The 20,550-nt window shown below is 69.6% G+C and carries 18 protein-coding genes and 1 pseudogene; 11 read left to right on the top strand and 8 right to left on the bottom strand.

What is annotated here, in order from left to right:
• Positions 1–52 precede the first annotated feature (52 nt).
• From fusA to WS89_RS34800, 3 genes are all read left to right on the top strand, one after another.
• Positions 53–2,164 carry an elongation factor G gene (gene fusA / locus WS89_RS30305; RefSeq protein ID WP_059504705.1) on the top strand — a complete coding sequence of 704 codons (2,112 nt, stop codon included), beginning with the start codon at positions 53–55 and terminating at the stop codon, positions 2,162–2,164.
• A gap of 162 nt (positions 2,165–2,326) precedes the next feature.
• Positions 2,327–3,337 carry a HoxN/HupN/NixA family nickel/cobalt transporter gene (locus tag WS89_RS30300; protein ID WP_179949396.1) on the top strand — a complete coding sequence of 337 codons (1,011 nt, stop codon included), beginning with the start codon at positions 2,327–2,329 and terminating at the stop codon, positions 3,335–3,337.
• Positions 3,338–3,628: 291 nt separating this feature from the next.
• Complete coding sequence (locus tag WS89_RS34800; protein WP_082742028.1) at positions 3,629–4,888, top strand: hypothetical protein; 1,260 nt, start codon at positions 3,629–3,631, stop codon at positions 4,886–4,888.
• 30 nt (positions 4,889–4,918) lie between these two features.
• Here the strand turns inward: WS89_RS34800 and WS89_RS30290 are convergent, their stop codons facing one another.
• On the bottom strand, positions 4,919–5,764 hold the full coding sequence (locus WS89_RS30290) for an aldo/keto reductase (protein WP_059795759.1): 846 nt from the start codon (positions 5,762–5,764) through the stop codon (positions 4,919–4,921).
• A gap of 166 nt (positions 5,765–5,930) precedes the next feature.
• Here WS89_RS30290 and WS89_RS30285 point away from each other — a divergent pair, with 166 nt between their 5' ends.
• Positions 5,931–6,677, top strand: coding sequence for a GntR family transcriptional regulator (locus tag WS89_RS30285; protein ID WP_006489667.1), 747 nt, complete (start codon positions 5,931–5,933; stop codon positions 6,675–6,677).
• 22 nt (positions 6,678–6,699) lie between these two features.
• Here the strand turns inward: WS89_RS30285 and WS89_RS30280 are convergent, their stop codons facing one another.
• Entirely contained in the window at positions 6,700–8,091 is a 1,392-nt protein-coding gene (locus WS89_RS30280) for a CoA transferase (protein ID WP_059795758.1), read from the bottom strand.
• Between the two features lie 140 nt (positions 8,092–8,231).
• On the opposite strand from WS89_RS30280, the gene WS89_RS30275 reads away from it, so the two are divergent.
• Positions 8,232–9,464, top strand: a complete 1,233-nt coding sequence (locus tag WS89_RS30275; RefSeq protein ID WP_059795757.1) for a citrate/2-methylcitrate synthase — start codon at positions 8,232–8,234, stop codon at positions 9,462–9,464.
• Here WS89_RS30275 and WS89_RS30270 read toward each other — a convergent pair.
• Positions 9,437–9,760: a DUF2917 domain-containing protein gene (locus WS89_RS30270; protein ID WP_059795756.1), complete on the bottom strand. Its 324-nt coding sequence runs from the start codon at positions 9,758–9,760 to the stop codon at positions 9,437–9,439. The two genes, WS89_RS30275 and WS89_RS30270, sit on opposite strands and share 28 nt — an antisense overlap.
• Positions 9,761–9,986: 226 nt before the next feature.
• On the opposite strand from WS89_RS30270, the gene mdtD reads away from it, so the two are divergent.
• Complete coding sequence (mdtD, locus tag WS89_RS30265) at positions 9,987–11,423, top strand: multidrug transporter subunit MdtD (RefSeq protein ID WP_034208205.1); 1,437 nt, start codon at positions 9,987–9,989, stop codon at positions 11,421–11,423.
• A 168-nt stretch (positions 11,424–11,591) separates the two neighbouring features.
• Positions 11,592–12,866, top strand: coding sequence for an EAL domain-containing protein (locus WS89_RS30260; RefSeq protein ID WP_034208206.1), 1,275 nt, complete (start codon positions 11,592–11,594; stop codon positions 12,864–12,866).
• A 19-nt stretch (positions 12,867–12,885) separates the two neighbouring features.
• Here WS89_RS30260 and WS89_RS30255 read toward each other — a convergent pair whose 3' ends face one another.
• The 3 genes and pseudogenes from WS89_RS30255 to WS89_RS30245 all read right to left on the bottom strand — a co-directional run bounded on the left by WS89_RS30255 (position 12,886) and on the right by WS89_RS30245 (position 14,387).
• On the bottom strand, positions 12,886–13,491 hold the full coding sequence (locus WS89_RS30255) for a class I SAM-dependent methyltransferase (RefSeq protein ID WP_059795754.1): 606 nt from the start codon (positions 13,489–13,491) through the stop codon (positions 12,886–12,888).
• A gap of 91 nt (positions 13,492–13,582) precedes the next feature.
• A pseudogene (locus tag WS89_RS30250) lies at positions 13,583–13,798 on the bottom strand (ketopantoate reductase C-terminal domain-containing protein); the annotation flags it as partial.
• Positions 13,799–13,862: 64 nt separating this feature from the next.
• Positions 13,863–14,387: an Mpo1 family 2-hydroxy fatty acid dioxygenase gene (locus WS89_RS30245; RefSeq protein WP_059795751.1), complete on the bottom strand. Its 525-nt coding sequence runs from the start codon at positions 14,385–14,387 to the stop codon at positions 13,863–13,865.
• 81 nt (positions 14,388–14,468) lie between these two features.
• Here WS89_RS30245 and WS89_RS30240 point away from each other — a divergent pair, with 81 nt between their 5' ends.
• Together WS89_RS30240 and chrA are read left to right on the top strand one after the other, a co-directional pair.
• On the top strand, positions 14,469–15,176 hold the full coding sequence (locus WS89_RS30240) for a Crp/Fnr family transcriptional regulator (protein WP_059504684.1): 708 nt from the start codon (positions 14,469–14,471) through the stop codon (positions 15,174–15,176).
• A 96-nt stretch (positions 15,177–15,272) separates the two neighbouring features.
• Positions 15,273–16,484 (top strand): chromate efflux transporter, encoded by a 1,212-nt coding sequence (gene chrA / locus WS89_RS30235; RefSeq protein ID WP_059795750.1) that lies wholly within the window; start codon positions 15,273–15,275, stop codon positions 16,482–16,484.
• 103 nt (positions 16,485–16,587) lie between these two features.
• Here chrA and sodB read toward each other — a convergent pair whose 3' ends face one another.
• Both sodB and xseA read right to left on the bottom strand, forming a co-directional pair.
• Positions 16,588–17,166, bottom strand: a complete 579-nt coding sequence (sodB, locus tag WS89_RS30230; protein ID WP_006489396.1) for a superoxide dismutase [Fe] — start codon at positions 17,164–17,166, stop codon at positions 16,588–16,590.
• A 230-nt stretch (positions 17,167–17,396) separates the two neighbouring features.
• Positions 17,397–18,779 carry an exodeoxyribonuclease VII large subunit gene (gene xseA / locus WS89_RS30225; RefSeq protein WP_059795748.1) on the bottom strand — a complete coding sequence of 461 codons (1,383 nt, stop codon included), beginning with the start codon at positions 18,777–18,779 and terminating at the stop codon, positions 17,397–17,399.
• Between the two features lie 451 nt (positions 18,780–19,230).
• On the opposite strand from xseA, the gene lpxK reads away from it, so the two are divergent.
• Positions 19,231–20,259, top strand: coding sequence for a tetraacyldisaccharide 4'-kinase (gene lpxK, locus WS89_RS30220; RefSeq protein ID WP_027812762.1), 1,029 nt, complete (start codon positions 19,231–19,233; stop codon positions 20,257–20,259).
• Complete coding sequence (locus tag WS89_RS30215; protein ID WP_006482216.1) at positions 20,240–20,434, top strand: Trm112 family protein; 195 nt, start codon at positions 20,240–20,242, stop codon at positions 20,432–20,434. Before lpxK ends, WS89_RS30215 begins: the two co-directional genes overlap by 20 nt.
• Positions 20,435–20,550 lie beyond the last annotated feature (116 nt).

Raw genomic sequence — 20,550 nt, 5'->3', positions numbered from 1 at the left:
CCGGGCCGGCTCCAGCCGGCCCGCTTACGATCCGAACCACCAGGAGGTTCACGTGCCCCGCAAAACCCCCATCGAGCGCTATCGAAATATCGGGATCAGCGCTCACATCGATGCCGGCAAGACCACGACGACCGAGCGCATCCTGTTTTACACCGGCGTGAGCCACAAGATCGGTGAAGTGCACGACGGCGCGGCCACGATGGACTGGATGGAGCAGGAGCAGGAACGCGGCATCACGATCACGTCGGCGGCGACCACGGCCTTCTGGAAAGGCATGGCCGGCAACTATCCGGAACACCGGATCAACATCATCGACACGCCCGGGCACGTCGACTTCACGATCGAAGTCGAGCGTTCGATGCGCGTGCTCGACGGCGCGTGCATGGTCTACGACTCGGTCGGCGGCGTGCAGCCGCAATCGGAAACCGTGTGGCGCCAGGCGAACAAGTACAAGGTGCCGCGCATCGCGTTCGTCAACAAGATGGACCGGATCGGCGCCGACTTCTTCCGCGTGCAGAAGCAGATCGGCGACCGCCTGAAAGGCGTCGCCGTGCCGATTCAGATCCCGATCGGCGCCGAAGATCATTTCCAGGGCGTCGTCGATCTCGTGAAGATGAAAGCGATCGTGTGGGACGACGAAAGCCAGGGCGTGAAGTTCACGTACGAGGACATCCCCGCGAACCTGGTCGAGCTCGCGCACGAATGGCGCGAGAAGATGGTCGAGGCCGCGGCCGAAGCGAGCGAGGAACTGCTCGAGAAGTATCTGCACGACCATGAATCGCTGACCGAGGACGAGATCAAGGCCGCGCTGCGCCAGCGCACGATCGCCAACGAGATCGTGCCGATGCTGTGCGGCAGCGCGTTCAAGAACAAGGGCGTGCAGGCGATGCTCGACGCGGTGATCGATTACCTGCCGTCGCCGGTCGACGTGCCCGCGATCCTCGGCCACGATTTCGCCGATCCGGAAAAGCCGGCGGAACGTCATCCGAGCGACGACGAGCCGTTCTCGTCGCTCGCGTTCAAGATCATGACCGACCCGTTCGTCGGCCAGTTGATCTTCTTCCGCGTGTATTCGGGCGTCGTCGAGTCGGGCGACACGGTGCTCAACGCGACGAAGGACAAGAAGGAGCGGCTCGGGCGGATCCTGCAGATGCACGCGAACGAGCGCAAGGAAATCAAGGAAGTGCGCGCGGGCGACATCGCGGCGGCCGTCGGCCTGAAGGAAGCGACCACCGGCGACACGCTGTGCGATCCGGCCAAGCCGATCATCCTCGAGAAGATGGAATTCCCGGAGCCGGTGATCTCGCAGGCCGTCGAGCCGAAGACGAAGGCCGACCAGGAAAAGATGGGCCTCGCGCTGAACCGCCTCGCGCAGGAAGATCCGTCGTTCCGCGTGCAGACCGACGAAGAGTCCGGCCAGACGATCATTTCGGGGATGGGCGAGCTGCACCTCGAAATCCTGGTCGACCGGATGAAGCGCGAGTTCGGCGTCGAAGCGACGGTCGGCAAGCCGCAGGTCGCATATCGCGAGACGGTGCGCACGACGGCCGCCGACGTCGAAGGGAAGTTCGTCAAGCAGTCGGGCGGTCGCGGCCAGTACGGCCATGCGGTGATCACGCTCGAGCCGAACCCGGGCAAGGGCTACGAGTTCCTCGACGAGATCAAGGGCGGCGTGATTCCGCGCGAGTACATCCCGGCGGTCGACAAGGGCATCCAGGACACGCTGAAGAGCGGCGTGCTCGCGGGCTACCCGGTCGTCGACGTGAAGGTGCACCTGACGTTCGGCTCGTACCACGACGTCGACTCGAACGAAAACGCGTTCCGGATGGCCGGCTCGATGGCGTTCAAGGAAGCGATGCGTAAGGCAAAGCCCGTGCTGCTCGAGCCGATGATGGCCGTCGAGGTCGAGACGCCCGAGGACTTCATGGGCAACGTGATGGGCGACCTGTCGAGCCGGCGCGGCATCGTGCAGGGGATGGAGGACATCGCGGGCGGCGGCGGCAAGCTGGTGCGCGCCGAGGTGCCGCTCGCGGAGATGTTCGGCTATTCGACGTCGCTGCGCTCGGCAACGCAGGGTCGTGCGACGTACACGATGGAGTTCAAGCATTACGCGGAAACGCCGGCGAACGTGTCGGAAGCCGTGATCAACGCGAAGACGAAGTAAGCGCCGCGCGCGCCCCGGCGCATGCACGCGAAGCCCGTCCGGTTCCGGACGGGCTTTTTTTCATCCGGCGCGGCGCATCGCGCTCGCGACTTGTTGATCGATACGCCGAGCTTTTTTTCGCGTGCCACAATGGATGGCGAATCGTCAGATGGAACCCGCCCGATGCCGCCCACCCCTGCCCTGCGCCGCCTGCTGGCCCTCTATGCCGGCCTGATCGCCGCGAACGTCGCCGTCTGGCTGTGGGCGCTCGCGGTGCTGCGCGACCATCCGCTGCTGCTCGGCACCGCGGCGATCGCGTACGGGCTCGGGCTGCGTCATGCGGTGGACGCGGATCACATCGCCGCGATCGACGTCGCGACGCGCAAGCTGATGCAGGACGGCCAGCGTCCGGTGAGCGTCGGCCTGTTCTTCTCGCTCGGCCATTCGACGATCGTGATCGCCGCGACGCTCGGCATCGCGCTCGCCGCGTTTGCGCTGCGCGACCGGTTCGATGCGTTCCGCGAGATCGGCGGCACGATCGGCACGGCAGTATCGGCCACGTTCCTGCTGGTGCTCGCATGCGTGAACCTGGCGATCCTGCGCGACGTGTGGCGACGCTATCGCGGCGCATCCGGGCACACGCACGACGGCGCGCATGATCATCGTCCCGCCGGACTCGTCTCGCGGTTGCTGCGCCCGTTGTTCCGGTTCGTGTCGAAGAGCTGGCACATGTATCCGGTCGGCGTGCTGTTCGGGCTCGGTTTCGATACTGCAACCGAAATCGGCCTGCTCGCGATCGCCGCCGCGCAGGCCAGCCAGGGGCTGCCGGTCTATACGATCATGCTGTTCCCCGCGCTATTCACCGCCGGCATGACGCTGATCGACTCGACCGACAACGTCCTGATGATTCACGCATACGGCTGGGCAATGGACGATCCGCAGCGCAAGCTGCTCTACAACGCGAGCATCACGTTCGTGTCGGCGGCCGTCGCGCTGGCGATCGGCGGGATCGAGGCGGCCGGCCTGCTGGCCGACAAGCTGTCGCTGACGGGCCCCGTGCGCGACACGCTCGATGCGCTCGGCGAACGCTTCGGCTCGATCGGCTACGGCATCGTCGCGCTGTTCCTCGTCTGCTGGATCGCGTCGATCCTATTCCACCGCTGGCAACGTGCGGCCGACGCGCCTGCGCGCTGAACGACGCGCCCGACGTTTCATTCCGGAAACAAAACGCCCCCCTGCGACGTTGCAGGCGTGGTCACGCGACGACGCCCGCCTTTCGCCACGGGCCCAAGCGGCCGATGGCACGAATCTCGCAGATAGGGATTCGCACGGCGGGCCCGCGTGCCGATCCGCATTCGCGGCTGGCGTCGAGCGCCGGCCCGACGGCCATCGGCCGACGATAGGACAACGAATCTTTTACGCCCCCCTGCACCACACGTAGATCGTCGCGCGGCAACGAGGCATCGCGCGCATGGGGAGGCCATGATGCATAAGACGAAACAACCGTTCCGCGCGGCGGGACGGCGCCCTCGTGCAACCTTGCTGGCCGCGGCCGCGTTTGCGTGCTGCTGCTCGTATGCCGTCGCACAGAACACCACGCCTGACGCCACGCCCGACGCGAACGCCAGCGCGGACACCATCATGACGCTGGTCGAGAACGCATCGCCGTGCGCCGCCAATCCGGCCGCGTGCGCGGCGCACGTTTATGCCGGCCGGGGCGTCGGTAATGGCGGTGCCGGTGCGAGCGGCAGCGGCAGTGGGAATGGAAACGGCAGTGGCACCGGTAGCGGCGGTGGCGGTGGCAACGGTAGCGGCGGAAATAACGGGAACGGGGCCGTCGGACCGGCCGGTGTCGGTGGAACGACAGGCGGAACTTCAGGCAGTACGAGCGGCACGGGCCGGGGAGGCAATGCGTCGGGTAACGGTGGTTCGGGTGGCGGCACCTCGGGTGGCGGCACCTCGGGCGGTGGTACCTCGGGCGGCGGTACTTCGGGTGGCGGCACCTCGGGCGGCGGTACTTCGGGCGGCGGTACTTCGGGCGGCGGTACTTCGGGTGGCGGTACTTCGGGTGGCGGTACTTCGGGTGGCGGTACTTCGGGTGGCGGCACCTCGGGTGGCGGTACTTCGGGTGGCGGTACTTCGGGCGGCGGTACTTCGGGTGGCGGTACTTCGGGTGGCGGTGGCCACGGTGGTGGTGGCGATGGTGACGGCGGCGGCCACGGTGGCGGCCATGGCGATGGCGGTGGTGGTCACGGCAACGGCGGCGGCAATGGCAACGGCGGTGGTGGTCACGGCAATGGCGGCGGCAATGGTGACGGCGGTGGCGGCCATGGCAATGGCGGCGGCCATGGTGACGGTGGTGGCGGCCATGGCAATGGCAATGGCGGTGGCAACGGTGGAGGTGGTCACGGCAATGGCGGCGGCAACGGCAATGGCAACGGCAGTGGCGGAGCCGGCAATGGCGGCGCTAACGGTGTCGGCAACGGTCGTGGTAATGGTGGCAATAGCGGCGGCGCGGGCAACGGTGGCGGAAACGGTAACGGCGGTGGGGGCGCGGGTCACGGCGGCGGGAGCGGCGGCGCCAATGGCACCGGCGGCCACGGCAATGGCGGCGGCAACGGTAACGGCAATGGCAGTGGCGGCGCCGGCAACGGCGGGGCCAACGGCGTCGGCAACGGCCGTGGCGCCGGTAACGGCAACGGCGGCGGTCACGGCACCGGCGGATCGTCCGGCGGCAATCACTGACCCGACGAAGCGTTGCCCGGCCGAATACGGTCAGAGCATCTCGAGCGCGCGCTTGCTGCGCGGCGGACGGAAATACGCGTCAAGCTGCGCGCGCTCGTCATCGCTCAACACCAAGTCGAGCGCGGCGCGGTTGTCGCGCACGTGTTCGATCCGCGACGCCTTCGGAATCGCGAATACAGCCGGCTGCGCGAGCACCCATGCCAGTGCGACGCGCATCACCGACACGCCGCGCAGCCGCGCGATCTCGTCGAGCGGCGAGCGTTTGGGCAGCCGCCCGTGATCGACCGGGCTATACGCCATCGCCGGAATCCGATGGTCGGCCAGCCACGGCAGCAGGTCGAATTCCGGGCCGCGTCGCGCGATGTTGTAGAGAATCTGGTTGGTTGCGCACGCACCGCCGCCCGCCTCGCCGACGAGTTCGGCCATGTCGGCCGTATCGAAATTGCTCACGCCCCAGTGGCGGATCTTGCCCGCACGTTGCAACGCGTCGAAGCCCGCGACGGTTTCTTCGAGCGGCACCGAGCCGCGCCAGTGCAGCAGGTACAGGTCGAGGCGGTCGGTACGCAGGCGCTTGAGGCTCGCGTCGCACGCGGCGACGACACCGCGCCGGCTCGCATGGTGCGGATAGACCTTGCTGACGAGAAACACGTCGTCGCGCAGGCCCGCGAGCGCGTCGCCGACGAGTTCCTCGGTCGCGCCGTCGCCATACATCTCGGCCGTATCGACCAGCGTCATCCCGAGTTCGATGCCCTCGCGCAGCGCGGCGATCTCGTCCGCGCGCCGCGCCGGCCGCTCGCCCATTTCCCAGGTGCCCAGGCCCAGCTTCGGAATCGTCTCGCCGTTCGGCAAGACGACCGTGGCGATCGTGTCTGTCATGCGTTCCTCGTTGCGGATTCGTGGCCGCACACCGCGGCCGAAGCATCGGATACGACGCATCAGTGTAGTCAATCGGTGCGCCCCCAGCCTATTACACGGCAAAAACCGGCTATAACGGCGCGGCATGATGACTTAGAATGGCCGCAACCTGATCGATACCCATTGTATGAAGGCACCCACGGACGACCGCTGGCAGGACCTGCGCCCCGACCCCGACAACGATACGCCGCTCTACCTACAGCTCGCCCGCAAGCTCGGCGACGCGATCCACGACAACCGCTGGACGGCCGGCGAAGCGCTGCCCTCCGAGCGTGTGTTGTCCGAAGCGCTAGGTGTGTCGCGCATCACCGCGCGCAAGGCGATCGCGCTGCTCGTCGAGCAAGGCTTGATCCGCCGCACACAGGGCGCGGGCAACTTCATCCAGCCGCGCTACGAGGATCCGCTGTCGCGGCTGTCGAGCTTCAGCGAAATGCTCGAGCGCCGCGGCTTCAAGCCGAGTTCGCAGTGGCTCGCGCGCGAAATCCAGCCCGCGAACCGCGACGAAGTGATCCAGCTCGGACTGTCGCCGGCCGCATCGGTTACACGCCTGAAACGCCTGCGTCTCGCCGACGGCATCGTGATGGCCGTCGAGAACTCGACGTTCCCCGCCACGCTGATTCCCGACCCGCAGGCGATCGTCGGCTCGCTGTACAGCTATCTCGAAGCGCGCGGCACGCCGATCGTGCGCGCGCTGCAGCATTTCCGCGCGGTCAACGCGACCGACGAGATCGCCGAGCAGATGGGCATCGCCCCGCACGACGCCCTCCTGCTGATCACGCGGATCGGCTATACGTCCGACCAGCGCGCGATCGAACTGACCGATACCTACTGCCGCAACGACTACTACGATTTCGTCGTCGAACTGCGCAAGTAACGCGAGCGTGCGTCGCCGGCCCTCACAGCCAGCGTGCGTCGTCGGTGCCGAGCGGCACGGGCGGACGCGCGAACGACGGCGGCGTCGCCGACAACCGCTCGGCCGGCCGCACGGTGTCGAGCACGCCGAACGGCGATGCGATGCGGTCGATCCGGTCCCGCACGTCGGCAAGCGCGAGATCGGGCGCGTGCAGCCCGTCCGGCACGACGCCGAACGACTGCAGCCAGCGCCCCGTCTGCGCGAGCGACATCCGCACGTGCCAGCTTCCCCCTTCGCGCGCCCGCCGTGCAAGCGCGATCATCGCGCCGAACGCCGCCAGATACCCCGTTGCATGATCGAGCGCCTGGCACGGCAGATGGCGCGGCCCGCTCGCCTGCGCGGCCTGCTGCTCCTGCCAGGCGATTCCGCTCGCCGACTGCACGAGGCTGTCGAACCCGCGCCGCGCCGCCCACGGTCCTGCATGCCCGTACGCCGACACCGACACGTAGACGATGCCGGGCCGCCGCGCCGCCAGCGCCTGCGGCGCGAAGCCGCGCGCCGCGAGCGCGCCGGGCCGGTACGATTGCAGAAACACGTCCGCATCGCGCGCCAGGGCGTGCAGCGTATCGACGCCTGCCGCGTCGCGCAGATCGACCCACGTCGAACGCTTGCCGCGCCCGTTGTCGATCACGAGCGGCGCAATGTTCGGCAGGTGCGGACCGTTGACGAGCAGCGTCTGCGCGCCGTGCGACGCCAGCGTGCGGCCCGCGACCGGCCCCGCGATGATGCGCGTGAGATCGAGCACGCGCACGCCCGCCAGCGGCTGGCCGGCCTCGCCGCGGCCGATCGGCTCGGCCGGTGCGTCGCCGATCCGTTCGATCTCGAACAGCGGCAGCGACGCGATCGCGCGCGCCTGCTCGTGAGCCGCCCATTCGTCAGGGGTTCTGATCAATGCCGCGCACAGGCCGGCCTCGGCCAGCGCGGTGTCGAGTGCCGCGCCGTCCCACGTACGGATCGCCGCGGCCACGTCGGCGGGCTGCGAGCCGCAGCCGAGCACGTCGAGAATGCCGTGCAGGTGATGCGGGAAATTCGCGTGCAGTTGAATCCAGCGTCCGTCGCCCGTCTCGAAGAAGCCGGTCACCGGATGGCGCAACTCCGGCGGCGGCCCGTCGTCCACGCGCAGGTAGCGTTCGCTGCGGAACGCCACGAGCGCGTCGCGCACCGACACGTCGACCGTTTGCGCCACGCCCGTTCGCAGCCGATGGCATTCGGCCGCCGCGAGCCCGGCTGCGGCGATCGTCGCGGCGGCAAGCGTGCCGACATGAAACGTCGACGGCAGCGCCGGGTCCTGCCCGGTCACGGTCGTCCGGGCCAGCGCGTCGCGCGCGCCGTCTGCGAGTTGCCAAAGATGCGCCAATGCGAATTCGGGTGTCATGGTGAAGGAGACGCCGTTGGGGAGACGGAATCGAGTCTAGAATTCGCGACGGGCACGATCAATCTTGATTGCGCGAATCAATACATAACGAATAGTTGTAGCGAGCCCGCGCTTCATGCGCGGCGACAGGAGCAAGCGGCATGACATCCGTCAGCGCACAGGAAGCCGCCGGCATGCTCGGCGTCAGCGTGAGCACCCTTTACGCATACGTGAGCCGCGGCCTGCTGCGCTCGCTGCCCGACGGCGCGACCAAGCGCCGCCGCTACGACGCGAACGAGGTGCGCCTGCTCGCGCGCCGCCGCGCCGACGCGAAGCGCGCGGGCGGCGTCGCCGAACGTTCGCTCGACTGGGGCGTGCCGGTATTGGAATCGCGCATCACGCAGATCGCCGACGGCCGCCTGCGGTACCGCGGCGCCGATGCGATCGCACTGGCCGACGCAGCGACGCTCGAAGAAACGGCCGCGCGGCTGTGGGACTGTCCGCCCGCGCGGCTGGCCGCCACGTCGCTTGCATCGACCGGTTTCGATGCGGCGCAGTGGGACGACTGGGCGCGTCGCTGGGCGCATCTCGCACCGCTCGAACGGGCGCTGGTGCTGCTGCCGGCCGCGGCCGCATCGATGCCGCGCCTGTGGGCACAGGGGCGCAACGCGCAGCTCGATTCCGCAGCGCTGCTGCTGCGCGTCGCGACGGCGGCGCTCGTCGGCATCGCGCCGGGCGACGCACCCGTGCACCGCCAGTTGGCAGCCGCGTGGCGCGTGCGGCGGCGCGACGAAGCCGACCTGCTGCGGCGTGCGCTCGTGCTGTGCGCCGATCACGAACTGAATCCGTCGACCTTCGCGGTGCGCTGCATCGCATCGACCGGCACCCATCTGTTCGGCGCGATCTCGGGCGGGCTCGCGGCGCTGTCGGGGCCGCGCCACGGCGGCGAGACGTTCCGCGCCGGCACGCTGCTCGACGAAGCCGCCCGCGCCGCCGATCTCGATCGCTACCTCGCGCTGCGGCTGGCGCACGACGAACGCGCGGACGGCGGGCGCACGGCCCTGTCCGGCTTCGCGCACCCGCTGTACCCCGACGGCGACCCGCGCGCACGGGCGCTGCTCGATGCGCTGCACGCTTCGACGCCCGAGCAGCCGGCGCTGCGCATGGCGCGCATGCTCGCTTCGCGCGTCGAAGCGGCGACGGGCCTGCGGCCGACGATCGATTTCGCGCTCGCGGTGCTGGAGCGCACGCTCGCGCTGCCCGACGGCGCGGCGTTCACGCTGTTCGCGGCCGGTCGCACGGCCGGCTGGATCGCGCATGCGCTCGAACAGTATGCGGACGGGAAGCTGATCCGGCCGCGGGCGCGCTACGTCGGCAGCGACGCGGCTGCGTGACGCCGGCCGCCGCGCCATGCGGCGAACGGGCGCCACCATGCCGGCGCGCGGCGCTCGGCCGGCGCCGCGAGCGGGCCGAACGCGAACGTCGCGCCGCGCGGCCCGGCGCTGACCCACGCGCGCGTGCCGGGCAGCAAGGTCAGCGATGCGCCCGCACCCAGCCAGTGATCGTCGGGCCGCCCCTCGACGGTCACCCACACGTCGCCTTCGGCCACCTCGAGCAGCGTGCGATCGACGATCCGCCACCGTCCGGCCGGCTCGTCGCCGTCCATCACGTAAAGTCGCAGTTCGCGCATGGCAGCCTCCTGGTCGCACGGGGTCGATGCCTCCAGTATTTCGGATAGCGGCGGCGCACGGACAGATACGGCCGCAGACACTTTCGGCTGAACTGTACTGGCCGCCCGACGGAGACAGGCATCCGGCGGCCGGGCCGGGCGGGCCACCCGACACAGCGCCCCGAACTGCACGGCGCGGCGGCTTTCCCTACAATGTCGGCTGTCCCGCGCCACCGTCCCCGCCGTCATGTTCCAACGCCCACCCGCCGCCGCTCCCGGCGAAAAGAACCTCACCGTGATGCTCTGGCTCGTTGCGACGGGCTTCTTCATGCAGACGCTCGACGCGACGATCGTCAACACGGCGCTGCCGTCGATGGCCGCGAGCCTCGGCGAATCGCCGCTGCGGATGCAATCGGTCGTGATCGCGTACTCGCTGACGATGGCGGTGATGATCCCCGTGTCGGGCTGGCTTGCCGACACGTTCGGCACGCGGCGCGTGTTCTTCAGCGCGATCCTGGTGTTCTCGCTCGGCTCGCTGCTGTGCGCGAACGCCCATACGCTGACGCAGCTCGTCGCGTTCCGCGTCGTGCAGGGCGTCGGCGGCGCGATGCTGCTGCCGGTCGGGCGGCTCGCGGTGCTGCGCACGTTCCCGGCCGAGCGCTACCTGCCCGCGCTGTCGTTCGTCGCGATTCCGGGCCTGATCGGCCCGTTGATCGGGCCGACGCTCGGCGGCTGGCTCGTGAAGATCGCGTCGTGGCACTGGATCTTCCTGATCAACGTGCCGGTCGGCGTCGCGGGCTGCATCGCGACCTTCTATTCGATGCCCGATTCGCGCAACCCGGCCGCCGGCCGCTTCGACCTGAAGGGCTATCTGCTGCTGACGATCGGGATGGTCGCGATCTCGCTGTCGCTCGACGGGCTCGCCGATCTCGGCATGCAGCACGCGGCCGTGCTGGTGCTGCTGATCCTGAGCCTCGCGTGCTTCGTCGCGTACGGGCTGTACGCGGTGCGCGCGCCGCAGCCGATCTTCTCGCTGGAGTTGTTCAAGATCCACACGTTCAGCGTCGGGCTGCTCGGCAACCTGTTCGCGCGGATCGGCAGCGGCGCGATGCCGTACCTGATCCCGCTGCTGCTGCAGGTGAGCCTCGGCTACTCGGCGTTCGAGGCCGGGCTGATGATGCTGCCGGTCGCGGCGGCCGGCATGTTCTCGAAACGGATCATCACGCGCCTGATCACGCGGCACGGCTACCGCAAGGTGCTGCTCGCGAACACGATCATGGTCGGCGTGATGATGGCGAGCTTCGCGCTGATGCGCGACACGGTGCCGGTGTGGGTGAAGGTCGTGCATCTCGCGCTGTTCGGCGGCTTCAACTCGATGCAGTTCACCGCGATGAACACGCTGACGCTGAAGGATCTCGGCACCGGCGGCGCGAGCAGCGGCAACAGCCTGTTCTCGCTCGTGCAGATGCTGTCGATGAGCCTCGGCGTCACGGTCGCCGGCGCGCTGCTCGCGACGTTCACCGGCATGCTGCGCACCGTGACGCCGAGCAACACGCTGCCGGCGTTCCATGCAACGTTCATCTGCGTCGGGATCATCACGGCCGCCTCCGCGTGGATCTTCGCGCAGCTCGCGCCCGAGATCCGCAGCACCGCGCGCAAGACCGACCCGTCCGAGCGCGCGTGACGCGCGGTGCGCGCCGAATCGGGCTCGCGCGCACCATCGCGGTGCAACGCGGCCGGGCACGCGTGCGCGTACCGACCGCGAATGGCGGCCGCACGCGGCGCGCTGCCGTGCATGCTTCTTGCTCGCCTATTCTGTAGGTAAACTGGCAGTCTTCCTTCGGCCGACATCATGAGCATGATCGAAATCGATCCCCCCGGCTTTCAGCCGCCCCGCCCTGTCGCCGGCGACGACGGGAACCGGCGCACCGTGCTGTACGGCGGCTACACCGTGTTCAGCGTGTTCCAGCCCGTTTTCTCGGTGTCGCACCGGCGCGCGATCGGCTATCACGCGTCGCTGCGCGCGCACGACGAGGAAAGCCGCCAGGTGGCGTCGCACGAGGTATTCACGCAGGCGGCGCGGCGCGGCGACCTGCTGGAGCTCGGCCGGCTCGCCGAATCGTTGCATCTCGGTAACTTCCACGCGTTCGACAGCCACGACGAATGGCTCTTCCTGAGCCTGCATCCGGCCGCGCTGATGGACACCATCTACGGCGACGCGCTGCTCGCGAACCTGAAGGCGCTCGGGCTGCCGCCGCACCGCGTGGTGCTCGAGGTGCCCGAACAGGCCGGCGGCGAGACGCCGCGCTATGCGGCGATCATCGACGGGCTGCGCAAGGCCGGCTTCCTGATCGCACTCGTCGGCTTCGGCGCGAAGCATTCGAACATCGATCGCGTGTGGCATTTGCATCCGGACATCGTCACGCTCGACCGCGGCATCCTCGCGCAGGCGAGCGAGCACTCGCATCTCGAACGCGTGCTGCCGGGGCTCGTGTCGCTGCTGCACGAATCCGGCCAGCTCGTGCTGATGGGCGGGCTCGCGACCGAACGCGACGCGCTGATCGCGCTCGAATGCGACGTCGATTTCGTGCAGGGCCAGTACTTCGCGGGGCCGAGCGTCGATCCCGTGCAGCCGCAGGCCGCCGCGGGCTGCATGGACACGCTGTCGGCCGCGCTGCGGCTGCGCGTCGCGCAGCGCGAGCGCACGCAGGCGGAACGGCTCGCACCGTACGTCGCCGCGCTCGAGGAAGCGAGCCGCAAACTCGGCGCGGGCGAATCGCTCACCGACGCGGCCGCCGCCGTGCTCGGGCTGCCGGAGACCGCGCGCTGCTTCCTGCTCGACGCGTCGGGCCGCCAGATCGGCGACAACGTGCTCGCGCGCGGCAGCGTGTCGCAACGCGCGAAACGCTTCCGGCCGCTGCTGCATTCCGAAGGCGCGAGCTGGGAACGCCGCCCGTATTTCATCGACGCGATGCGCGCGCCGGGCGGCGTGCATCTGACGGCGCCGTACCTGTCGATCAACGAGGCGCACCTGTGCGTGACCGCATCGATCGCCGCACCGGCCGCGACGGGCATGCAGGTGCTCTGCGTCGACATCAACTGGGAAGCGGCGCTCAGCCGCGAATGAGCCCGATGGCGCGCCGCGTTCACGCGTCGCCGGCCGCCTTGCGCACGATCAGCCGGTGCACGCGCTTGCCGGACGACGCGCTGACGACCTCGTGTTCGTCGATCACATGCACGCCGGCGCCCAGCGCCGCATGCATCCGCGCCGAGTCGAGCGGCGTATAGAGGCGGCCGCGCTCGTCGCGCAACACGCCGTTTCCGGCCACCCGCCAGCTCAGGTACAACGTGCCGCCCGGCATCAGCAGCTCGGCCAGCCGCGCGGCGGCGGCCGCTGCGTCCGCCTGTTCGAGATGCATGACGACCGTTTCGCACAGCACGTTGCGAAACGCGCCGGACGGTACGCCGGCCAGCGCCGGCAGCACGGCCAGCTCGAAAACCAGACCCGGATGGTGCCGTCGCGCCTCGTCGAGCAGCGCGGCGCTCGCGTCGTAGCCGCGCACGTCGAAGCCGCGCGACGCGAGCCAGGCCGTGTCGCGCCCCGCGCCGCAGCCGACGTCGGCGGTCAGCCCCGGCGAGAAATGCTGTTCGAGCAGCGCGTACATGTCGTCGGGCGCGGCCTGATCGAGCCAGTCCTGCGCGTATTGCGCGGCATGGGCCTCGTAGGCATCGAGAGTCGGGCGATCCACCATGGCGATTGCTCCGCAAAGGCGTCGTATGACGCACTCCGCATCTTAGCCGTTACGCACGGCCCGCGCCGACGGCGGATGGTGCGACGCCGGCCTACGCGGCCCGTACATGGCCCACGCGCGGCGCCCGCGCGGACAGGTCGGCCCACAGCGCATCGCCGCGCCACGCCGGGCGCGCCGCCGCGCGTGCCGCGTCGTGGACGAGCGCGCCGAGTCGCGCATTGACCGGCGCCGGCGCACCGAAGCGCCCGGCCAGCCGCACGATTTCACCATTGATCCAGTCGACTTCGGTCGCGCGGCCCGCCGCGAGGCGGCCGCCGAGATAGCAGCCGACCGCGCCTGCGCCGAACACGCAGACCGGCCCGGCCGGCCTGTCAGACATGCGAATGCGTGCCGCCGTGCACCGGGCCCGCGCGCCGCTCGACTTCGCGGCGCACGTCGCCGCGCAGCCCCGCGAAGAACGCGACCTCGGCGACGATGAACAGCGGCCCGACGATCAGGCCGACCAGATCGTCGACGAACGCGGGTTTGCGGCCTTCGAACCAATGCCCGACGAACTGCACGATCCAGCCGACCACGAACGCGCCGACGCCGATCGCGAGCCATTGCGCGGTCGGCAGCAGCGCCAGCGACTGCGCGGCCCACAGGCCGAGCGCGAGCAGCACGGTCATCACGATCCCGAACCGCAGGTCCAGACGCAGGTAGAACGCCGCGGACACGACGGCGAGCAGCAGCGCCGGCGACAACGCAATGCCGGCCAGCGCGCCGATCGCCGGCCGCGACAGCAGCACCTCGACCGCGAACACGATCATCGGGATGCCGACCAGATGCGTCGCGATGTTGCGCGCGTCGCGATGGTAGGCCGCATACTGGGAAAGATGGTCTTCGAGGGTTTTCATGGCGTCTCCTGATCGGCTATCGAGCGCTATGATGCGCGTCACGCCCGAGAACCTCTGTCAGCTACCCGACATCGCGTGCCCATGCCTTCCTCGCTCGCCCCGTACCTGCCGCAGATCGAAGCGAACCCGTGGTTCGCCGCGCTGCCCCCCGCGCTGCGCGCCGAACTGATCGCCCGCGCGACGCTGCGCCGTCTGCCGTCCGGCCACGCGCTGTTCCGGCGCGGCGACCCGCCGTGCGGGCTGTACGCGGTGCTGGCCGGTTCACTCACGATAGGTGCGGTCGATCCGCAGGGCAAGGAAACGCTGCTGACGGTGGCCGAGCCGATCACGTGGTTCGGCGAGATCGCGTTGTTCGACGGCCAGCCGCGCACGCACGACGCCATCGCGCTCGACGACGCGCTGCTGCTGCACGTGCCGCAGGCCGCGCTGCTCGCGATCCTCGATACGACGCCGCAGTACTGGCGGCAGTTCGCGCTGCTGATGGCGCAAAAGCTGCGCCTGAGCTTCCTGACCGTCGAGTCGATGAGCGTGATGCCGGCCGCGCAACGGCTCGCCGCGCGACTGCTGATGATCGCCGAAGGCTACGGCGGCATCAGCGCCGGGCGCACGCACGTCCGGCTGTCGCAGGAAACGCTCGCGTCGATGCTGTCGCTGACGCGGCAGACCACCAACCAGTTGCTGAAGGCGCTGCAGGCCGACGGCGTCGTGCGGCTGCACGTCGGCGAGATCGAGCTCGTGGACATCGACGCGTTGCGCCGCGCGAGCGGGCTCGGCGACGGCACGTACTGAACGCCGCACGACGGCCCCCATCGGCCTCGATGCGCTGCCCGCGGCCGCCGAGTTGCGCTATCGTGGCGGCTCGTTCCGTCCGCCGCCCGCACCGCCTTGAACACGTCGACCCTCCCCGCCCCCGCCCGCCATCCGTGGCCCGTATTCGTCGCGTTCCTGCGGCTCGGCCTCACGTCGTTCGGCGGGCCGGTCGCGCATCTCGGCTACTTTCGCGCGGAATTCGTCACGCGGCGCGGCTGGCTCACTGAGCGCACTTATGCGGATCTCGTCGGGCTGTGCCAGTTCCTGCCGGGTCCGGCGAGCAGCCAGGTCGGGATGGCGATCGGTCTCGCGCGTGCCGGCTATGCCGGCATGTTCGCCGCGTGGCTCGGTTTCACGCTGCCGTCGGCGCTGCTGATGATGCTGTTCGCGCTCGGCGTTCACGCGTCGGGCGCGCCGATCGAAGCGGGTGCGCTGCACGGGCTGCGCATCGTGTCGGTCGCGGTGATCGCGCAAGCGGTGTGGGGCATGGCGCGTACGCTGTGCCCGGACGCGCGACGCGTCACGCTGATGGCCGCGGCCGCGTGCGTCGCGCTGCTCGCGCCGGCCGCCTGGACGCAGATCGCGGTGATCGTCGTGGCGGGAGCGGCCGGGCTGGTGCTGCTGCCGCAACCGGCGCGCGACGCGCATGAACCGTTGCCGCTGCACGTGTCGCCGCGGGCAGGCGTGCTGTGGCTCGCCGTGTTCGCGACGCTGCTCGTCGCACTGCCGTTCGCGGCCCGCGCGCTGCGCTCCGACACGCTCGCCGTCGTCGACGCGTTCTTCCGCACGGGTGCGCTCGTATTCGGCGGCGGCCATGTGGTGCTGCCGCTGCTGCAGGCGGCGGTGGTCGCGCCCGGGTGGGTCGGCGATTCGGCGTTTCTCGCCGGGTATGGGGTCGCGCAGGCCGTGCCGGGGCCGCTGTTCACGTTCTCGGCATTCCTCGGTGCGTCGCTGCGCGATGCGCCGAACGGCTGGCTCGGCGGCACGATCGCACTCGTGTCGATCTTCGCGCCGTCATTCCTGCTCATCGCCGGCACCGCGCCGTTCTGGGAGCGCCTGCGCCGCAGCGCGCGGATGCAGGCCGCGCTCGCCGGCGTGAACGCGGCCGTCGTCGGGTTGTTGCTCGCTGCGCTCTATCGCCCCGTCTGGACCGACACGATCGTCGCGCCGCGCGATCTGGCCGCCGCGCTGGTCGCCTTCGTCGCGCTGGTGTTCTGGCGCGTGCCGCCGTGGGCCGTCGTGATCGCGAGCGCGGCGTTCGGCTGGCTGCTCGGCATGGCCGGCTGATCCGGCCCACGCGCCGCGTTCGGGGCGGGACAAAAAACAAAAAGCCCTCGAAACGAGGGCTTTTTTCGATGCCGCGCGCCGTGGCGGCGCGCAGGCGCCGGACTTACGCGAAGTTCTTCGCTGCGAAGTCCCAGTTCACGATGTTCCAGAACGCTTCGACGAACTTCGGACGTGCGTTGCGGTAGTCGATGTAGTACGCGTGTTCCCACACGTCGATCGTCAGCAGCGCCTTGTCGGCGGTCGTCAGCGGCGTGGCTGCGTTGCTCGTCGACACGATGTCGAGCGAACCGTCGGCCTTCTTCACGAGCCATGCCCAGCCCGAACCGAACGTGCCGACTGCGGCCTTCGTGAACGCTTCCTTGAATGCGTCGTACGAACCCCACTTCGCGTTGATCGCATCGCCCAGCGCGCCCGTCGGTGCGCCGCCGCCGTTCGGCGACAGGCTGTTCCAGAAGAACGTGTGGTTCCAGATTTGCGCGGCGTTGTTGAAGATGCCGCCCGACGACTTCTTCACGATCTCTTCCAGCGGCAGGTTTTCGAATTCCGTGCCGGGGATCAGATTGTTCAGGTTCGTCACATAAGCCTGATGATGCTTGCCGTAGTGGTACTCGATCGTCTCTTTCGAGATGGTCGGCGCGAGTGCGTCTTCAGCGTACGGGAGCGGCGGGAGCGTATGAGCCATGGCGATTCCTTCGTTGAGTATGTAGGGAGGCTTGTGTTGAATGCTGCCGAGCGTCCGATTGTAGGCGAGGACGAATATCCCCGCAAACTCGCGGGCCATTTATCCGCGGTATGCGGAAAAGCGATGCTGGCGCAACGTCCGGCAGGGCGAACCCGACGATGCGCAGTATTCGTGCCCGGCCGCGCGGCACGCGTTGCGGCGTGCCTCGCGTTTTGCTCGCACCGCTTACGTCAGATCGTATCGGTCAGCCGTGGCTGCACGTCGGCGAGCGACACGTCGGCCGAGCCTTCGGCGAGATGCACGGTCAGCCGCCGCTGCGGCTTCAGCGCATTCGGCGCGCGCACCGCGCGGCCCGTCTGCGCATCGATCAGCGCCGCATAGCCGCGCTCGAGCGTGCGCTGCGGGCTCAGCACCTCGAGCCGCGCCGCACAGGCTGACACACGCGCCGTGTCGCGTTCATGACGACGCTGCAACGCGCTCGCGAGCCGTTGCGACAGCCCCGCGAGCGCGTGGCGCGCCTGTGACGGATCGGGCCGCGCGCGCTGCCAGCGCAGCTGCGCGAGCGCGAAACGCGCACGTGCATCGCGCACCGGCCGCGCCGCGGCCGATGCCAGCCGCACCGCGAGCTGCTCGACGTGCGTGCGCTGCCGCTGCAGCCGCTCGGCCGGGCTCACGAGCCGGCGGGCGAGCCAGTCGAGCTGCTGCGCACGCTGTTCGAGCCGGCGCGCCATGCCGCGCGCAAGCGCACGCCGGCGGTCGTCGACCTCGCGCAGCAGCAGCGCGCGCTGCGGGCTCGCGAGTTCGGCCGCGCCGGTCGGCGTCGGCGCGCGCAGGTCGGCCGCGAAGTCCGCGATCGTGAAGTCGGTTTCGTGCCCGACGCCGCTCACCACCGGCAACTCGCTCGCCGCGATCGCGCGCGCCAGCGCTTCGTCGTTGAACGACCACAAATCCTCGATCGAGCCGCCGCCGCGGCAGACCAGCAGCACATCGACCTCGCGCCGCGCATTCGCGGTCGCGACGGCCGCGACGAGCTTTTCGGCGGAACCGGCGCCCTGCACGGGGGCCGGATAGACGATCACCGGAATGTGCGGCGCGCGCCGCGCGAGCGTGGTCAGCACGTCGCGCAGCGCGGCGGCCTGCAGCGACGTGACGATGCCGATCGCGCGCGGGTGCGCCGGCAACGGCCGCTTGCGCTCGGGCGCGAACAGGCCCTCGCCTTCGAGCTGCGCCTTCAGCCGCAGGAACGCCTCGTACAGACGCCCCTGCCCGGTGCGCCGCACCGCTTCGACATTGAGCTGCACTTCGCCGCGCGGCTCGTACATCGTGACGACCGCGCGCACCTCGATGCGGTCGCCTTCGCGCGGCGTGAATTCCGCGTATTGCGCACGGCCGCGGAACATCACGCAGCGCATCTGCGCCTGCTGGTCCTTGATCGAGAAATACCAGTGGCCGCTCGCGGCGCGCGTGAAATTCGACACTTCGCCGGAAATCCACAGCAGCGGAAACGAACGCTCGAGCATCGTCGAAATCGCACGATTGAGCGCCGAAACGGGAATCACTTCGTCGCCGCCGCGCGTGGCGCCGGGTGCGGAAAAAGGAGAATCGGAAAGCATGGGCGGTCGGATGAATGCTGGCGGCGTCACGATAGTCCGACATGCACGCGACGTCCAGCGCCCCCGCATTCGCCGCCGCGCACGGAAAAGGTGTCCACACTCTGGCATTCGTCCGCGTAAAACGCTCGGAAACCGCTAAAAAAGCCAGACAATTCTTCGTAACGCGTTGATTTTTATAATTTTTTAAAGCTTTCAGAATGATTCCCATCCGATTCGATGCCCGCCGGACGGGCGTTTGAGGCAATCGACCGGGGAGTTTTTCACAGAGTTATCCACAGGCCGGCCCGATCCGGCCCCGCACGCCGCGGCGGCCGGTCACGCTTGCCGCGCCCGCGTGCGGCGCGCTAGAGTGCCGCCTTCCACGGACCCTGCGGCATGCGCCGCCCAACGGAGAATCCGCCTTGACGAATCCGTCCCTCGCCGCGGCGCACGACGCGCCGCGCCCGGCCCGATGAGCGCGCCCGGCGGCCCGCTCGCGCGACTCGAAGCGCGCCTGACACGCGAATGGCAGCGGCGCGGCGCGCTCGCGTGGGCGCTCACGCCGTTCGCATGCGTGTTCGGCCTGTGCGCGGCGCTGCGGCGCACCGCTTACGCGCAAGGCTGGAAGCAGCCGGTCGACGTCGGCGTGCCGGTGGTCGTGGTCGGCAACGTGACCGTCGGCGGCACCGGCAAGACGCCGACCGTGATCGCGCTCGTCGACGCGCTGCGCGCGGCCGGCTTCACGCCCGGCGTCGTGTCGCGCGGCTATGGCGCGAACGTGAAGGCGCCGACCGCCGTCACGCCGGCGTCGCGTGCGGGCGCGGCCGGCGACGAACCGCTCTTGATCGCGCGCCGCACCGGCGCGCCCGTGTGGGTGTGCCCGGACCGCGTCGCGGCCGCGCAGGCGCTACGCGCCGCGCATCCGGACGTCGACGTGATCGTCAGCGACGACGGCCTGCAGCATTACCGTCTCGCGCGCACCGTCGAACTCGTCGTATTCGACCACCGGCTCGGCGGCAACGGCTTCCTGCTGCCGGCCGGCCCGCTGCGCGAGCCGCTGTCGCGGCACCGCGACGCGACGCTCGTCAACGATCCGTACAGCGGCGCGCTGCCGCCGTGGCCCGACACCTACGCGCTCGCGCTGACGCCCGGCGCCGCGTGGCACCTCGACCAGCCCGCGCTGCGCCGCCCGCTGTCGCAATTCGCGAACGAACGCGTGCTCGCCGCGGCCGGCATCGGCGCGCCGGAGCGCTTCTTCGCGACGCTGCGCGCGGCCGGCCTCGCGCCGGCGACCCGCGCGCTGCCCGACCATTACGCGTTCGCCGACAATCCGTTCGTCGACGACGCCGTCGATGCGATCCTAATCACCGAGAAGGATGCAGTAAAATTGGGCGCTTCCTGGCGCGACGCCCGACTGTGGGTGGTCCCCGTCGAAGCCGCGCTCGACCCTCGCCTCATTGCCCTCGTTGTGGAGAAACTCCGTGGACGCTCGCCTGCTTGAAATCATTGTGTGCCCTATCTGCAAAGGCCCGCTCCACTACGACCGTGCCGCGCAGGAGCTGATCTGCAACGCGGACAAGCTCGCCTACCCGATCCGCGACGGCATCCCGGTGATGCTCGTCGACGAAGCGCGCCAGACCGTCGAAGGCACGCCGGTCGACCCGGCCGGCCGCTGAACCGCCGCGCCGCTCGCCCGGCGCACCGATTCGAAACCGACGGCCCGGCCCCGGCCGGGTCGCCGCACTCCGCCGGACGACCGGCTTCCGGCGTCGCCCGCCCCGTTCTTCCCAAC

The organism is Burkholderia sp. MSMB1072 (genome assembly GCF_001524725.1).
Taxonomy (GTDB): domain Bacteria; phylum Pseudomonadota; class Gammaproteobacteria; order Burkholderiales; family Burkholderiaceae; genus Burkholderia.
Note: the sequence above shows the minus strand (reverse complement) of the source record. Positions and strands in the feature narration are given on the sequence as shown.

What these genes read in the sequence shown, in the direction of transcription:
- WS89_RS30300 (WP_179949396.1), top strand. Translation starts at nt 2,327, where the DNA reads ATGCCGCCCACCCCTGCCCTGCGCCGCCTGCTGGCCCTCTATGCCGGC.
- WS89_RS34800 (WP_082742028.1), top strand. Translation starts at nt 3,629, where the DNA reads ATGCATAAGACGAAACAACCGTTCCGCGCGGCGGGACGGCGCCCTCGT.
- WS89_RS30290 (WP_059795759.1), bottom strand. Translation starts at nt 5,764, where the DNA reads ATGACAGACACGATCGCCACGGTCGTCTTGCCGAACGGCGAGACGATT.
- WS89_RS30285 (WP_006489667.1), top strand. Translation starts at nt 5,931, where the DNA reads ATGAAGGCACCCACGGACGACCGCTGGCAGGACCTGCGCCCCGACCCC.
- WS89_RS30280 (WP_059795758.1), bottom strand. Translation starts at nt 8,091, where the DNA reads ATGACACCCGAATTCGCATTGGCGCATCTTTGGCAACTCGCAGACGGC.
- WS89_RS30275 (WP_059795757.1), top strand. Translation starts at nt 8,232, where the DNA reads ATGACATCCGTCAGCGCACAGGAAGCCGCCGGCATGCTCGGCGTCAGC.
- WS89_RS30270 (WP_059795756.1), bottom strand. Translation starts at nt 9,760, where the DNA reads ATGCGCGAACTGCGACTTTACGTGATGGACGGCGACGAGCCGGCCGGA.
- mdtD (WP_034208205.1), top strand. Translation starts at nt 9,987, where the DNA reads ATGTTCCAACGCCCACCCGCCGCCGCTCCCGGCGAAAAGAACCTCACC.
- WS89_RS30260 (WP_034208206.1), top strand. Translation starts at nt 11,592, where the DNA reads ATGAGCATGATCGAAATCGATCCCCCCGGCTTTCAGCCGCCCCGCCCT.
- WS89_RS30255 (WP_059795754.1), bottom strand. Translation starts at nt 13,491, where the DNA reads ATGGTGGATCGCCCGACTCTCGATGCCTACGAGGCCCATGCCGCGCAA.
- WS89_RS30245 (WP_059795751.1), bottom strand. Translation starts at nt 14,387, where the DNA reads ATGAAAACCCTCGAAGACCATCTTTCCCAGTATGCGGCCTACCATCGC.
- WS89_RS30240 (WP_059504684.1), top strand. Translation starts at nt 14,469, where the DNA reads ATGCCTTCCTCGCTCGCCCCGTACCTGCCGCAGATCGAAGCGAACCCG.
- sodB (WP_006489396.1), bottom strand. Translation starts at nt 17,166, where the DNA reads ATGGCTCATACGCTCCCGCCGCTCCCGTACGCTGAAGACGCACTCGCG.
- xseA (WP_059795748.1), bottom strand. Translation starts at nt 18,779, where the DNA reads ATGCTTTCCGATTCTCCTTTTTCCGCACCCGGCGCCACGCGCGGCGGC.
- lpxK (WP_027812762.1), top strand. Translation starts at nt 19,231, where the DNA reads ATGAGCGCGCCCGGCGGCCCGCTCGCGCGACTCGAAGCGCGCCTGACA.